The 15,055-nt window shown below is 66.0% G+C and carries 13 protein-coding genes; 4 read left to right on the top strand and 9 right to left on the bottom strand.

The features are described from left to right. Nucleotides 1-35 precede the first annotated feature (35 nt). The 6 genes from murB to G5A46_RS00155 are packed head-to-tail and all read right to left on the bottom strand — an operon-like array spanning nucleotide 36 to nucleotide 5,285. Nucleotides 36-968, bottom strand: coding sequence for a UDP-N-acetylmuramate dehydrogenase (gene murB, locus G5A46_RS00130; RefSeq protein ID WP_163846159.1), 933 nt, complete (start codon nucleotides 966-968; stop codon nucleotides 36-38). Continuing rightward, nucleotides 965-1,258 carry a DUF2484 family protein gene (locus tag G5A46_RS00135; RefSeq protein ID WP_163846161.1) on the bottom strand — a complete coding sequence of 98 codons (294 nt, stop codon included), beginning with the start codon at nucleotides 1,256-1,258 and terminating at the stop codon, nucleotides 965-967. Before G5A46_RS00135 ends, murB begins: the two co-directional genes overlap by 4 nt. Next, a complete protein-coding gene (locus G5A46_RS00140; RefSeq protein WP_163846163.1) occupies nucleotides 1,255-1,533 on the bottom strand; it encodes a DUF2484 family protein in 279 nt (92 codons plus the stop codon). Before G5A46_RS00140 ends, G5A46_RS00135 begins: the two co-directional genes overlap by 4 nt. Nucleotides 1,534-1,591: 58 nt before the next feature. Further along, on the bottom strand, nucleotides 1,592-2,989 hold the full coding sequence (gene murC / locus G5A46_RS00145; protein WP_163846165.1) for a UDP-N-acetylmuramate--L-alanine ligase: 1,398 nt from the start codon (nucleotides 2,987-2,989) through the stop codon (nucleotides 1,592-1,594). Next, complete coding sequence (locus G5A46_RS00150; RefSeq protein ID WP_163846167.1) at nucleotides 2,986-4,122, bottom strand: UDP-N-acetylglucosamine--N-acetylmuramyl-(pentapeptide) pyrophosphoryl-undecaprenol N-acetylglucosamine transferase; 1,137 nt, start codon at nucleotides 4,120-4,122, stop codon at nucleotides 2,986-2,988. Before G5A46_RS00150 ends, murC begins: the two co-directional genes overlap by 4 nt. Continuing rightward, the gene (locus G5A46_RS00155; protein ID WP_163846169.1) at nucleotides 4,119-5,285 is read right to left on the bottom strand and encodes a peptidoglycan glycosyltransferase FtsW; all 1,167 of its coding nucleotides are present in this window, start codon (nucleotides 5,283-5,285) and stop codon (nucleotides 4,119-4,121) included. Before G5A46_RS00155 ends, G5A46_RS00150 begins: the two co-directional genes overlap by 4 nt. Nucleotides 5,286-5,526: 241 nt before the next feature. Between G5A46_RS00155 and G5A46_RS00160 the strand changes: the two genes are divergently transcribed. Beyond that, nucleotides 5,527-6,588: a glycosyltransferase family 4 protein gene (locus G5A46_RS00160; protein WP_163846171.1), complete on the top strand. Its 1,062-nt coding sequence runs from the start codon at nucleotides 5,527-5,529 to the stop codon at nucleotides 6,586-6,588. A gap of 186 nt (nucleotides 6,589-6,774) precedes the next feature. Here G5A46_RS00160 and G5A46_RS00165 read toward each other — a convergent pair whose 3' ends face one another. Genes G5A46_RS00165 through G5A46_RS00175 form a run of 3 tightly spaced genes read right to left on the bottom strand, consistent with a single transcriptional unit; the run spans nucleotide 6,775 to nucleotide 10,970 of the window. Then, entirely contained in the window at nucleotides 6,775-7,938 is a 1,164-nt protein-coding gene (locus G5A46_RS00165; RefSeq protein ID WP_163846173.1) for a M20 aminoacylase family protein, read from the bottom strand. A gap of 2 nt (nucleotides 7,939-7,940) precedes the next feature. Next, on the bottom strand, nucleotides 7,941-9,107 hold the full coding sequence (gene argE / locus G5A46_RS00170) for an acetylornithine deacetylase (RefSeq protein ID WP_163846175.1): 1,167 nt from the start codon (nucleotides 9,105-9,107) through the stop codon (nucleotides 7,941-7,943). A gap of 24 nt (nucleotides 9,108-9,131) precedes the next feature. After that, the gene (locus tag G5A46_RS00175) at nucleotides 9,132-10,970 is read right to left on the bottom strand and encodes an ABC transporter ATP-binding protein (RefSeq protein WP_163846176.1); all 1,839 of its coding nucleotides are present in this window, start codon (nucleotides 10,968-10,970) and stop codon (nucleotides 9,132-9,134) included. A gap of 246 nt (nucleotides 10,971-11,216) precedes the next feature. Here G5A46_RS00175 and G5A46_RS00180 point away from each other — a divergent pair, with 246 nt between their 5' ends. The 3 genes from G5A46_RS00180 (at nucleotide 11,217) to G5A46_RS00190 (ending at nucleotide 15,052) form a co-directional block, all read left to right on the top strand. Continuing rightward, entirely contained in the window at nucleotides 11,217-12,923 is a 1,707-nt protein-coding gene (locus G5A46_RS00180; RefSeq protein ID WP_163846177.1) for a peptide ABC transporter substrate-binding protein, read from the top strand. Between the two features lie 139 nt (nucleotides 12,924-13,062). Continuing rightward, nucleotides 13,063-14,070, top strand: a complete 1,008-nt coding sequence (locus tag G5A46_RS00185) for an ABC transporter permease (RefSeq protein WP_163846179.1) — start codon at nucleotides 13,063-13,065, stop codon at nucleotides 14,068-14,070. Next, nucleotides 14,063-15,052 (top strand): ABC transporter permease, encoded by a 990-nt coding sequence (locus G5A46_RS00190; protein WP_163846181.1) that lies wholly within the window; start codon nucleotides 14,063-14,065, stop codon nucleotides 15,050-15,052. Before G5A46_RS00185 ends, G5A46_RS00190 begins: the two co-directional genes overlap by 8 nt. Nucleotides 15,053-15,055 lie beyond the last annotated feature (3 nt).

Genomic DNA, 15,055 nt, shown 5'->3' on the forward strand with positions numbered 1-15,055 from the left:
GCTTTACGCCTCAACCCATGCGGGCAAACCTGACGTCAATTAGACGCCGGATCACCGACCCGCATGATTTCCCATTCTAACGCTATTCCGCGCGCATTAAAAACCCTTTTTCTGACCTCTTCGCCCAGCCCTTCCAGCTCCGCCGCCGTGGCATCGCCGGTGTTGATCAGGAAATTGGAATGCTTTTCGCTCATCTGGGCGCCGCCCCGCCGGGCGCCGCGCATTCCGGCCTCGTCAATGACTTTCCACGCCTTCAGATCATGCACGTCATCGGCGCGCCCGGTACTGGAAAACCCGGCAGGATTGCGAAAGGTCGACCCGGCGGTGCGGTCCTTTGTGGGCTGGGTCGCATCGCGCTTGGCCAGCTGAGCGTCCATCCGGGCGGCCAGCGCCTCGGGCTGTCCTTCGGGTGCGTTGAACATGGCCTCCACCAGCACCCAGCCCTCTGGCAAGGTGGTCTGGCGATAGCTGAATTCCAGATCGGCGGGCCGCAGGGTCCGTACCTCGCCCGTGCGGCTGATCGCGCGCACCGTGTGCAGCACATCGGCTGTGTAGGTGCCATAGCAGCCCGCGTTCATCCGCACCGCCCCGCCGATGGTTCCGGGAATCGTGCGCAGGAAGGTCAGGTCGCGACCGGCCTCCGCCGCACGGCGGGCGACGCGGGAATCCAGCGCCGCCGCTCCGGCCCGCACCAGCGCCCCCGTGGCATCGATACCATTGAACCCGCGCCCCAACCGGATCACCACGCCGCGCAACCCGCCATCGCGCACGATCAGGTTCGACCCCACGCCCATGGGAAAGACCGGCACGTCGGGGTCCAGGGCGGCCAGGAAATCGGCAAGATCCTGTTCGTCCGCGGGTTGAAACAACCATTCAGCCGGACCGCCAACCCGCAACCAGGTGAGGGAGGCCAGATCCCGTTCCGCCGTCAGGCGACCCCGGACAGAGATATCTTGCGGCGCGCTCATTCGCCGGGCTCCGGATTGGCCGCGGCAGAGGAGGACGACCCAGCACCGGACAGGCGGCGGCGCAGCCAGCGGGCCAGGTAGATCACCGGCCAGCGCAACATCGACATCGCCGCGCCCAGGATCAGCAACCCGACCCAGGGACCGTGCTGCCAGACCACCATGCCCAGCACCGGAATGCCCAGCACGATCAATGCATAGGCACGCGACCAATGGTCATCGCGCGACGGGATCATGGCCGCCACGTTGGCCGCAACGGCCCAGCACGCGGCCAGGATCAGCGACAGGCTCATCCCCGGTGCTCCGGCACCGCCAGCCGAACCTCTTCGGCAGAATGGCCGCGCGCCCGGCGCAGGAAATAGATCAATGGGTTGCGGAACATGGAGGCAAAGGCCAGCAGCGCCGCCAGCCCGGCCCAGGGCCCATGCTCCAGCGTCAGGAACCCCATCAACAGCGGGGCCGCCACCAGCAATGTCATGCCCGGCCCGTATTGGCGCTGCATTGGCAACATGGCGGTGCCCGCCGCCGCCAGTACCCAGGTTGCCCCTGCGATCACCGATAAACTCATGCCCTGCCTCCTTTTCGTTGGTCTTGTTCTTGGTCTTTTGCGTTGTGTCGCGGGACCCCTACCCCGCCAGCCGTTTCGGCAAACCGTTCGCCCAGGCCGAGATCGTGCCGGCGCCCAGACAAACCACCATGTCGCCCGGACGTGCTTCGGCGCGTGCCAGCGCCTCCAGGTCGTCTTCGGTGTCGATGGCGCGGGCGGCGCGGTGGCCATGGGCGATCAGCCCGGCCACCAGATCGTCGCGCCCGGCGCCGGGGATCGGATCCTCCCCCGCCGCGTAGACCGGGGCGATGGCGACCACATCGGCCTCGTTGAAACAGGCGCAGAAATCGTCGAACAGCGAATGCAGCCGGGTAAAGCGGTGCGGCTGGTGCACCGCGATCACCCGGCCTTCGGTGGCCTGGCGCGCCGCTTTCAGCACGGCGGCGATTTCGACCGGATGATGGCCGTAATCGTCGATCACCGTGACACCGCCGACTTCGCCGACCTTGGTAAAGCGGCGGTTGACCCCGCCAAAGGCCGCCAGCGCGGCACGGATCTCGTTCCGCTTCATGCCCAGATGCCGCGCCACGGCCACGGCCGACAGCGCGTTCGAGACATTGTGATCACCGGGCATCGGCAGGGTGCAGTCTTCGATCACCCGATCTTCGGCCTGCAACACCACGTCGAAATGCGCGACACCCCCCTTGTAGTGCAGGTTCACCGCCCGCACGTCGGCCTGGGCGTTGAAGCCATAGGTGACGACACGGCGGTCGGTGATCTTGCCCACAAGGCTCTGAACCTCGGCATGATCGGTGCAGCAGACGGCCAGACCGTAGAACGGGATATTGGACACGAAATCCAGAAAGCCCCGGCGCAGGGCGTCGAAATCGCCCCAATGGTCCATATGCTCGGGATCGATATTGGTGACGATGGCGATGGTGGCGGGCAGGCGATTGAAGGTGCCGTCGCTTTCATCGGCTTCCACCACCATCCATTCGCCCAGGCCCACCCGCGCGTTGGAGCCATAAGCATGGATGATCCCGCCATTCACCACGGTGGGGTCGAAGCGCCCCGCATCCAGCAGCGTGGCCACCATGGTGGTGGTCGTCGTCTTGCCATGGGTACCAGCGACAGCGATGTTGGATTTCAGGCGCATCAGCTCGGCCAGCATCTCCGCCCGGCGCACGACGGGCAGGCCACGGCGGCGCGCCTCGTCCAGCTCGGGGTTGCCCGGCTTGATCGCGGTGGAGATCACCACGACCTCCGCCTGTGCCAGGTTTTCAGCCTTCTGGCCCTCGAACACATGCGCGCCCAGCCCTGCCAGCCGCTCCGTGATCTTGGTCGCCTTCAGATCCGACCCCTGCACGGAATATCCGTGATTCAGCAGAACCTCCGCGATACCGGACATCCCGATGCCGCCGATGCCGACGAAATGAATGGGGCCGACGTCTCCGGGCAATTTGGTGGCTGCGTTCACGTAGGATCCTCTTGGTCGTGTGTCGGTGCATCCGGCGCGGGCGGCAGGGCGAGGGTCTCCACCATGTCGGCCAGATCCTGCGCGGCCTCGGGCCGACCCTGCGCCAGCGCGGCATGGGCCATGGCCAGCGCGCCGTCGGGATTGTCCAGGACCAGCGCCATCTGCTCGGCCAATGCCTCGGGGGTGAAGTGTTTCTCCGGCATCAGGATCGCGGCCCCGGCGCCGACAAGACCGCGCGCATTGGCCGATTGCTCGTCTCGGATGGCGCGGGCCAGCGGGACCAGGATCGACGGGCGCCCGATCACCGACAGATCCGCCACGGTCGACGCGCCTGAGCGGGTGATCACCAACTGCGCCTCCGACATGCGGCGGGGCACGTCGTGAAAGAACGGCTGCACATCGGCATTGATTCCGGCCTCGGCATAGGCGGTGGCGACGCGGTCGTGATCCTCGGGCCGGGCCTGATGGTTGACGCGAATGTTGCGCCGCCACAATTCGGGCAGCTGCGCAATGGCGGCGGGCACCACGTCCGACAGGATCCGCGCGCCCTGCGATCCGCCCATCACCAGCAGCGACATCGGATAATCGCCGGGCACGATATAGGGGGCGCCGGCCTTGTCGTGGATGGCGCGGCGGACGGGATTGCCGACGTGTACGGCCTCCACCCCGTCGGGCAGGTCGGTTGGCCAGGTGCCGCAGGCGACGGCGCTGACGCGGCGGGCAAAGATCTGGTTCACCCGGCCCAGCACGCCGTTCTGTTCGTGGATCATGCGCGGCAACCGCAACAGCGTCGCCGCCGCCATCGCCGGGATCGCCGGATAGCCGCCAAAGCCGATGACAGCCGCCGGGCGGTCCTGCACCATCCGGGCAAAGGCCGCCGCCACACCGCCCGCGATGCGGAACGGCACGGAGGCGCGGGCCAGCAGCCCGCCGCGCGCAAAGGTGGCGGAAGCGATCTGTTCAACCTCCACCGTGTGGGGGAACCCGCCGGTATAGCGGGCACCGCGCGCATCGGTGGACAGTTTCACCCGCCAGCCGCGATGCAGCATCTGTTCGGCCAGCGCCTGAGCCGGGAACATGTGACCGCCGGTGCCGCCGGCTGCGATGACCAGAAGGGGACGCGTGGTGTTCATCGGGGGCGCCTCGCCAGAATATCGCCGATCTCGCCCTGCGGCCGCGATCGGGTAAAGGCCAGCAACATGCCTACGGCAATACCGCTGGCAATCACCGAAGAGCCGCCGTAGCTGACGAATGGCAGGGTCATCCCCTTGGCCGGCAGCAGGCGCACGGCCACGCCCATGTTGATGATCGCCTGGATGCCGAACATCGCCGCCAGCCCGGTCCCCGCCAGCCGGATAAAGGGATCACGCTCGCGCATCAGGCGCAGGAAGGACCGGCCGACGATCGCGCCATAGAGCGCGATGATCACCAGCACCAGCACCAGGCCGTATTCCTCGGCCGCGACCGCGATGATGAAATCGGTATGGGCATCGGGCAGCGACATCTTCACCTGCCCCTCGCCCACACCGACGCCGAAATAGCCGCCCTCGCGAATGGCGTTGGTGGCATAGCCCAGCTGGGTGCGCGGATCGACATCCGCGCTCAGGAAGCCGTCGATGCGGCGGGCGAAATGCTCTGACTGATTATAGGCGAAACTGCCGCCGGCCACGACCAGCCCGGCCACGACCACCAGCAGCCCCATTGGAGCGCCGGCGATGAAGAACATCACCGCCCAGCCGAACAGGATCAGGCTGGCTTGGCCGAAATCCGGTTGCAGCGCCAGCAGCAGGACCACCGTCACCGCCAGCGCAAAGGACAAGAGCCGCCCCGGCGGGCCGTTCAGGTCCGCGCTGGCCGCCAGCAGCCAAGCCGCGATGACCACGAACATCGGCTTCAGGAATTCCGACGGCTGGAAGGAGCCGAAGCCCAGCGAATACCAGCGCACCGCGCCCTTGCCGAAATCGGTACCGAAGAAGGGCAGCAGCACCAACCCCACAAGCGCCAGCACGAACCCCACGACGCCGAGGCGCCGCACCAGGTTCGGTGGCATCATCGAGGTCAGGAACAGCGCGATCAGCGCCAGCGTGCCGAACACCGCCTGCCGCTGCACGTAGTGGAACGGGCCGTAGCCGTTCTTTGCCGCCAGCGGAGGAGAGGCCGCAAGCCCCAGCAAAATCCCGATCCCGAACAATCCCAACACGAATGTCAGGGACCATTTGTCGATTGTCCGCCACCATTTGGGTATGACCGGCTCTCCATCCCGCACGGGGATGGAACCGTAGACCATGTCTGTCATTGGTCGCTCTGCCTCAAGCTGTCCCGCCCCTTTTCGGGGTCTCAACCTGAAGGATACCCAATAATTGCCAACAAGAGAAGCCTTGAAACCCCTTCATTTCCGCTATCTGGATGACGATTTGGTGCGTCTGCGGTCTCGTCGGGCGGGACGGCTACCGCGCAGGCCGGGCACAGGGCAGGAGGGGCGCCGGACTTGACCCCACGCGCCGCTTCCTCGACTTAGGCCCAAACGGGAGGCGTCGATGCCAGAGCTCTTTGTCACCAATTTCAACCCCAAGTTCACCGGCGTCTCTGCCACGGCGGCAAATGTGCTGAAGGCGCAGATGCAACGGCATGACCTCGCCCTGGTTGGCCACCCCCTGCCCGGCGCCCCCGATCCGATCTCCCGCGCCGGCGCGCGACGCTTGTCGCGCCGTCCCTCCGGCGACAGGTCCTTTGCCATCTGGCACGTTCGCCGCGATCCCGAGATGATATCGGCGCTTTGGGCGCGGGATGTGCTGCGCCTGCCGATCCGCATCGTCTTCACCTCGGCGGCGAAACACCGGCATTCGGCCTTTCCGCGCTGGCTGATCGCGCGCATGGACGCGGTGATCGCCACCTCGCCCGAAGCGGCGGCGTTCTTTCCTGACGTGGCGGCGACGGCTTCCCACGGGGTTGACCTGTCGCGCTATGCCCCCGCGCCTGACCGGGCGGCGGCCTGGCGCGCCCTGGGCTACGGTGGGGATCGCGGCGTGGCGATCATCGGGCGCGTGCGCCCGGAGAAGGGCACCGACATCTTTGTCGATGCAATGATCCGCCGGATGCAAACCGACGAAAGAACCACCGCGCTGGTCGTCGGGCTGGCCAAGGACAAGGACCAGCCGTTCCTGGCGGAGCTGAAGTCCCGCGTGACGCAGGCCGGGCTGGAGGGGCGGATCCTCTTCCTCGGTTTCATCGACCATGACCTGCAAACCCGGCTGATGCCGGCGCTGTCTCTGGTGGTGAATGTCGCGCGCTATGAACCTTTCGGCATCGTGCCGGTGGAGGGGATGGGCGCGGGCACCCCCTTTGTCTGTTCCGACACAGGATATTACCGCGAATTTTCCCATCAGGAGAGCTGCGGCCTGATCGTGCCCCCCGGCGATCCGGATGCGGCGGCGCAGGCTGTGGGCGCCCTGCTGGACGACCCCGACCGGCATGCGGCAATGGCCCGCGCCGCGCGCGACGCCGCCGTGGCCCACCACTCGATCGAGCGGGAGGCCGATGCGATTTCAGACGTCTATGAGCGCCTCTGGGCGGGGCAGGATCTGGCGGTCCATCGCTGACGCCGCCCTGCCCCGTCGCGCTGCCCGCAATCCCGGATGCGCGCGGCCCCGATCAGGCAGAGGCAATCGGATTGGCGCCGGTCAGCATGGCACCGCCCGGATCCGGACCTGATCCGTCAGAGCGCACCCCGCGCAGCGCCTGTTGCGACCGGACCCACCCGGCCCAGGCCGAGCGCCGGGCGCGGCTCAGGCCGCCGGCATCCGCTGTTCCACGATACCCGCCCACCAGGAGCAGCCTGCCGGGATGGCCTCGTCGTTGAAATTATAGGCCGGGTTGTGCACATCCGCGCTGTCGCCGTTGCCCACCAGGATATAGGCGCCGGGCCGTTCCTCCAGCATATAGGCGAAATCCTCGCCCCCCATGGTCAGGTCGGCGAATTCGCAGCTGCCCGCGACCGAGGCCGCCACTTCGGCGGCGAATTCAGTCTGTTCCTCGGCATTGACCATGCAGGGATAGCCGGGGATCCAGCGGATCTGCGCCTCTGCCCCCATCGCGGCGGCGGTGCCGCTTGCGATGGCCTTCAATCGCGTCTCTGCCAGGGCGCGGGATTCCGCGCTCATGGTGCGGATGGTGCCACGCAGGGTGACGCTGCCGGGGATGACGTTGAAGGCCTTGGAGGAGCTTTCGAACGAGGTGACGGAAACGACGACCTGTTCCACCGGGTCGGCGTTGCGACTGGCGATGCTTTGCAGGGCCGTGACCATCTGGGAGGCGGCGACGATCGGATCCACTGTCTGGTTCGGCTTGGCCGCGTGGCCGCCATTGCCCTTCACCACGATTTCGAACTGATCGGTAGAGGCGAAGAACGGGCCGGAGCGGATGGCGAACTGGCCGGTAGGAATGCCGGGCCAATTGTGCATGCCGTAGACCTCGTTGATGTTCCAGCGGTCCATCATGCCGTCTTCGCACATCTCCCGGCCACCGCCGCCGCCCTCTTCGGCGGGCTGGAAGATGACAATGGCGGTGCCGTCGAAATTGCGCGTCTCCGCCAGATATTGCGCGGCGCCCAGCAGCATCGCGGTGTGCCCGTCATGGCCGCAGGCATGCATCGCGCCCGGAGTCCTTGAGGCATATTCGACGCCGGTTTCCTCGTGGATCGGCAGGGCGTCCATGTCGGCGCGCAGGCCGATCACCTTGCCCTTGGTGTCCGTCTTGCCCTTGATCACGCCGACAACCCCGGTGCGGCCGATGCCGGTGACGACCTCGTCACAGCCGAACGCGCGCAGTTTTTCGGCGACGATGCCGGCGGTGCGATGGGTTTCGAACAGGATTTCGGGGTTCTCGTGAAGGTCACGGCGCCACCTGGTGATGTCGGATTGCAGCTCCGCGAAGCGGTTCTTTATGGGCATTGTTACCTCTTGGCTTGGTGATCCAGCAGGCGGCGCATGAAATCATGGCCCGCCTCGAACTGGGAGATCTCGATGAATTCGTCCGGCTGGTGCGCCTGCGCGATGTCGCCCGGACCACAGACCACGGCGGAATAGCCATGGTTCTGGAAATGCCCCGCCTCGGTGCCGTAGCTGACCACGTGGGTGCCGTTGTCGCCGGTCAGGCCGCGCACCAGCGCCTCCGCCGTGCTGTCCGGTTCGGGCGCCAGGCCCGGCGCGGCAAAGGCGCGGGTCAGCGCGATGAAGCACGAGGGCTGCACCGCCTGCATCTCGGCCTCCACCCGGCGCACCTGCGCCTCGAAGGCGCGGGCGTACTCCTCGGGGTCTTCGCCGGGCACGCAGCGGAAGGAGATGACAAAACGGCAGTCGCGCGCGGTGATGTTGTGGGCGGTGCCGCCCTCGATCACGCCGACATGGGCATTGGTCCAGGGCGGGTCGAACAGCGCGTCGGTGCCCTGCGGATGGCGCGCGGCGTTGGTGGCGTTCACGCCATTCGCCCAGTCGACCAGCCGCGCCGCCTGCATCACCGCAGACACGCCGGTATGGGACAGGGAGGAATGCACCTCGAACCCGCGCAGGTGCACGTCGAAGGCCACGCTGGCCTTGTGCCCCGTCACCGCCTGCAAGGTCGTGGGTTCGCCGATGATCGCCATGGCGGCGCGCGGCAACTGCGGGGCGGCGTCGCGGATCAGCGGGTCGGCACCGATCACGCCGATTTCCTCGTCATAGCTCAGCGCGACTTGCAGCGGCGCGGCCAGATCGCGGGAACAGGCCTCCGCCACCGCCCAGATGGCCAGCGCGTCGAACCCCTTCATGTCGGCACAGCCACGCCCGTAGTAGCGCCCGTCCCGTTCGGTCACGGTGAAGGGGTCGCCGGACCAGTCCTGACCGTCCACCGGCACCACGTCGGTGTGGCCCGACAGCACGATGCCGCCCTCCTGCATCGGTCCGGCATGGGCCCACAGCCCCGCCTTGGGCTGATCGGGATGCAGGTGGCGGATGCAGGTGGCGCCATGCGCCTCAAGGTAATCCTGCACCCAGTCGATCAGCGGCAGGTTGCTGTCACGGCTGACGGTGGGAAAGGCAACGAGAGTTTCCATGATCTGGAACGGCGTCAGGCGCGAGGCCATGGGATATCCTTTGAAACTGGCTGATCAGTACCCGCTGTCCGTCAGGAGAACCCAATGATCCTCCCCCTTGCGGGAGAACACGGTTTCCGCAGGCTTATACCCAAGCGGGTGAATAGGCGAGGGGATGGGTTTGAAATTCAGGTCCTTCTCGCTTTTGCGGCGGGCCGGATCGGCAATGGGAACCGCCTTCATCAGCGCCTGAGTATAGGGATGTTGGGGGTTCTCGAACACCGCCTGGCGGGAGCCGATTTCCACGATCCGGCCCAGGTACATCACCCCCACCCGATGGCTGACCCGTTCGACCACGGCCATGTCGTGGCTGATGAAAAGGAAGGACAGGCCCAGGTCGGCCTGAAGCTCCATCATCAGGTTCAGAACCTGCGCCTGCACCGACACGTCCAGCGCCGATACCGCCTCGTCCGCGACGATCAGCTTGGGGTTCAGGGCCAGCGCGCGCGCGATGGCGACGCGCTGCCGCTGACCGCCGGACAATTCATGCGGATAGCGGCGCAGGAAGGACCGGGGCAGTTCTACCCGGTCGAACAGCATTTCCACACGTTTGTGCATCTCGGCGCCCTTGTAGGTGCCGAAATTGCGCATCGGTTCGGCCACCTGGTCCGACAGCTGCATCTGCGGGTTGAGCGAGGCAAACGGATCCTGAAAGATCATCTGCATGTCCAGCCGCGCCCGGCGCAGCGCGCCTGCCCCCTTGGCCATGATGTCCTGCCCGTCCAGCACCACCTGCCCGCTGTCGGGTTCGATCAGCCGCAGCAGCGACCGCCCGGCGGTGGATTTCCCGCAGCCGGATTCCCCCACAAGGCTGAGGGTCTGGCCCTTGCGGATCTCGAAGGAGATGTCCTCCACCGCGTGGACCTGCGCCACGGTGCGACGGAAGAACCCGCCCTTGACCGCGAAGCGTGTGGTCAGGTTCTTCACGCTCAGCAGGACATCCTCGGTTCCGGGAATGGGCGCGATCTTCTGATCCTCCACCCCGAACAGCTTCATCGGTTCGGGCAGGGCCTTGCCGCGCATCTCGCCCAGTTTGGGGACGGCGGCCAGCAGCGCCTTGGTGTAATCGTGCTGCGGATCGTTGAAAATCTGGTCGACCGGCCCTTCCTCGACCTTGTTGCCGCGAAACATGACCACGACGCGATCGGCCATCTGGGCGACCACCGCCATGTCATGGGTGATGAACATGACGGCGGCGCCGGTCTCGCGTTTCAGGCGGTCCATCAGGGCCAGGATCTCCGCCTGGATGGTGACGTCCAGCGCGGTGGTCGGCTCATCCGCGATCAGCAGGCGCGGTTCGCAGGCCATGGCGATGGCGATCACCACGCGCTGGCGCATGCCGCCGGACAACTCATGCGGATATTGCGTCATCCGCCGTTCCGGTTCGGGGATGCGCACCTGCCGCAAAAGATCCAGCGCCCGCGCCCGTGCCGCGCTCCGTGTCAGTTTTTTGTGCAGCATCAGCCCTTCGGTCAGCTGTCGCCCCACCGTGAAGACGGGGTTCAGCGCCGTCATCGGCTCCTGAAAGATCATCCCGATCTCGTTGCCGCGGATCGTGCGCATCACGTCCTGGCCGGCATTGGCGACGTCGATCTCTCCGCCATCGCGCCGGTCGAACAGCAGCCGCCCGCCGGAAATCGTGCCTCCGCCGAACTCCACCAGACGCATCAGCGAGAGCGAGGACACCGATTTTCCCGACCCGGATTCCCCAACGATGCAGACCGTTTCGCCCGGATTGACGGCAAAGGAGACGTCCTTCACCCCCTCGACCGTGCCGGCACGGGTCTGGAAGGAGACGCGCAGGTTCTCGAACCTGGCGATCGACTGCGCCTCGTCGGGCGAACGGTCCAGCATGGCATCCCTTTCTGGCAAAGCGTCCCGGAACGCTACCGAGGGCCGCGCGCCGTTGTCAAACTCCGCCAAGGCTTACCTTTGCGTCAGTGAAAAGCGAGTCTTGCTTTTTTGCACGGTTCCCTTTTCGATGAGCCCATTGCGCCAGACCCATGGACTGCCCTGCCGGGACAGCGGCACCGGGGAGGTCCGGTCTGGTGAACAACACCCCGACCCGGAAGAGGTACGGGATCCAACAAGGAGAGAACCATGAAAGTGAAAACGCTACTGATGGGCGCTGCGGCGGCCTCTGTCATGGCGCCCGCCGCGATGGCAGAGCGCGGCGCGGACGGCCACGTCAACATCATCTACTGGCAGGCGCCGTCGATCATGACGCCCTACCTGTCCGGCGGCACCAAGGACATCGAGGCGGCATCGCTGGTGATCGAACCGCTGGGCCGCTACGATCAGGACGGCAATCTGGTCCCCTACCTGGCCGCCGAGATCCCCACCGTCGAGAATGGCGGCGTCTCCGAGGATCTGACTTCCATCACCTGGAAGCTGAAGGAGGGCCTGCTGTGGTCCGACGGCTCTCCGGTGACCTCGGCCGACGTGGCCTTTACCGCGGAATATTGCATGCATCCCGAGGGCGGCTGTGCCCAATTCGCCAAGTTCGACGGCGTCGAAAGCATCGAGACCCCGGACGACATGACCGTGGTGGTGACCTTCGCCACGCCCAAGCCGAACCCTTATGGCCCGTTCATGGGCGGCCAGTCGCCCATCATCCAGAAGGCCCAGTTCCAGGATTGCCTGGGCGCGCGTGCCCCCGAATGCACCGAGGCGAATTTCAACCCGATCGGCACCGGCCCCTTCGTGGTCGACGAGTTCCGCCCCAACGACGTGATTTCCCTGTCGGCCAATCCCAACTACCGTGACCCGGCGAAACCCGCCTTTGCCACCGCCACGCTGAAGGGCGGCGGCGATGCGACGGCGGCGGGGCGCGCGGTGCTGGAAACCGGCGAGTTCGACTACGCCTGGAACCTGCAACTTGCGCCCGAGGTGCTGGCCAAGATGGCCGAAGGCGGCAAGGGCACTCCGGTCTCGGCCTTCGGCACTCTGGTCGAACGGATAGAGATGAACCTGACCAACCCGTCCCCCGACCTGCCGGCGGACACCCGTGCCACGGTCGCCGAACCTCATCCGATCCTGTCGGACATGAAGGTCCGCAAGGCGCTGTCCATGGCCATCGACCGCGATCTTCTGGTGGAAATCGGCTACGGCCAGGCCGGTCGCCCGACCTGTAACCTGGTGCCCGCGCCGGAGCTTTATGCCTCTCCCAACACCGATTGCCTGACCCAGGACATGGAGGGCGCCAAGGCCCTGCTGGAAGAAGCCGGCTGGACCGACAGCGACGGCGACGGCGTGCGCGACAAGGACGGCATGACCCTTTCGCTGCTGTACCAGACCTCTACCAACGCGGTGCGTCAGGATTTCCAGGCGATCATCAAGCAGTGGTGGGAAGAGCTGGGCGTCGAGGTCGAGCTGCGCAACATCGACGCCTCGGTCTTCTTTGGCGGTGATCCGGGCAGCCCGGACACGTTCCAGAAGTTCTATGCCGACGTGGAAATGTACGCCAACAACTTCGACGGCACCGATCCGCAATCCTACCTGGCGATGTACCGTTGCGGCAACGAGCCGAAGCCGTCCTCCCAATGGCAGGGCGAAAACATCAACCGCTTCTGCGACCCCGCCTATGACGCGCTGGCGGACGAGCTGGCGCAGACCGGATCGCTCGACGAACGCGGCCGCATCGCCAAGCAGATGAACGAGATGCTGACCAAGGACACCTACACCATCGTCCCGCTGGTCGATCGTGGCCGGGTCTCCGCCCATTCCAACACGCTGGGCGGCGTGGTCCTGAACACCTGGGACAGCGAACTGTGGAACGCGGCCGATTGGTACCGCATCCAGGAATGATGCCCTGACGCGGCGGGGCGGTCTTCGGACCGCCCCGCACGGGCGTTGCAACGCCGGACCTGACCCTGCGCGAAACGCGGCGCGGGCGGTCCTCGCCAACATGACATTCCACATATTTCACGAAGGGTGATCCGGGTAGATGCTGACCTTCACGTTCCGCCGCCTTGTCCTTTCGGTTCCCACGCTTCTGTTCATCGCGGTCGTGATCTTCGGCCTGCTGCAACTCGCCCCCGGCGACCCGATGGCCCAGGTGCCACTGACGGTCCCGCCCGAGGTCAAGCAGCGGATGCGCGAAGCCCTGGGACTGGGAGAGGCCTGGTACCTGCAATTCTGGAAATGGCTGGTCCAGTTCTTCTGGGTCGAACCCCAGGTGCTGATCGACCACATCTTCGGCACCGGCCTGGCCGAGGGCAAGCTTCGCATTCTCAGCTGGCAGACCCGGTCGCCGGTGATGGATATCGTGGTCCAGCGCCTGCCGCAGACCCTGTGGGTCGTGGGCACCGCCTATGTGGTCGCCGTGCTGATCGCCCTGCCCATCGGGATCTATTCCGCCTACCGGCACTATTCGGTCTTCGACAATGTCGGCACCTTCGTCACCATGGTCGGCTACTCGGTGCCGCCGTTCTTCTCCGGGGTGCTGGTGATCGTCATCTTCTCCGTCAACCTGGGCTGGTTCCCGTCGATTTACGACACCACCCACCAGGTGGTGGATTGGCAAAGCTTCAAGGTGCAATTGATGCAGATGGTGATGCCGGTGATGGTGCTGGCGCTACAGATCACCAGCCAGATCAGCCGTTTCATGCGCGCCTCGATGCTGGACAACCTGCATCAGGACTACGTGCGCACCGCCCGCGCCAAGGGGCTGTCGGAGAAGGTCGTCGTGCTGGTACACGTACTGCGCAACTCCCTGATCCCGGTGATCACCGTCATCGCCCTGGGCATTCCCCAGATCTTCGGCGGGGCGATCATCACCGAACAGATCTTCAAGGTAAACGGGATCGGGCAATTGCTGATCACCGCGATCTACGCCAACGACATCCCAATGGTGCAGACGCTGACCTTTATCTTCGCGGTGCTGATCGTCCTGTTCAACCTGATTGCCGATGTTCTCTACGGCATCCTGGACCCGAGGATCCGCTATGACTGACAAACGCCTCCCCCCCGATTCCGGCGGGCCCGAGACCGTCGTGCCGGCAACCGCAGGCGCCACCGGCGCGGGTGGCGTGCTGGACGGCCCCGTCCCCACCGCCCCGCCGCGCAGCCAATGGCGCGACGTCTGGGACCAGTTCCGCCGCCATCGCGGGGCCATGGTGGGAGGGGTGGTTTTCCTGCTGATCGTGGCCGGGGTGCTGGTCGGCCCCCTGCTGTGGCCCTATGACGCCGGATTCATCGACATCCGCGCCCGCAACCAGGGGCCGACGCTGGCCCATCCCTTCGGCACCGATCAGCTGGGTCGCGACATGCTGGCCCGGATGATGGCGGGCGGGCGCGTCTCTGTCGCCGTGGGCATGACCGCGATGCTGCTGGCGCTGGTCCTGGGATCGACCATCGGCGTCCTGGCGGGATATTTCCGGCGGCTGGACGGGCTGCTGATGCGGATGACGGATCTGTTCCTGGCCCTGCCGCTGCTGCCGCTGCTGCTGGTCATGGTGCTGCTGTTCCGTGACCCGCTGTCCAAGGCCTTCGGCCCGGAGATGGGAATCTTCGTGCTGATGGTGTCGGCCATCGGCATCACCTCCTGGATGCCAACCGCACGGATCGTGCGCGGAGACGTGCTGGCCCTGAAGGAGCGGGAGTTCGTGCTGGCCGCGCGGTCCATCGGAACGACGAACCGGATGATGATCTTTCGCCACATCCTGCCCAATGTCGTCTCGCCCATCGTGGTGTCGGCCACGCTGGGCATCGCCAATGCGATCATCACCGAATCGGCGCTGTCCTTCCTGGGCCTCGGCTTTCCGCCCGATTTCCCGACCTGGGGCCGGCTTCTGTTCGATGCGGTGGATTACATGCAGCAGAACCCGGAACGGGTGCTGTTGCCGGGCGTTGCGATTTCTCTGACCGTGCTGTCGGTGAACTATCTGGGCGACGGGCTGCGCGACGCGTTGGACCCGCGCATTCGCGGCCGCTGACGG

This window comes from Pseudooceanicola aestuarii (assembly GCF_010614805.1).
Classification (GTDB): domain Bacteria; phylum Pseudomonadota; class Alphaproteobacteria; order Rhodobacterales; family Rhodobacteraceae; genus Pseudooceanicola; species Pseudooceanicola aestuarii.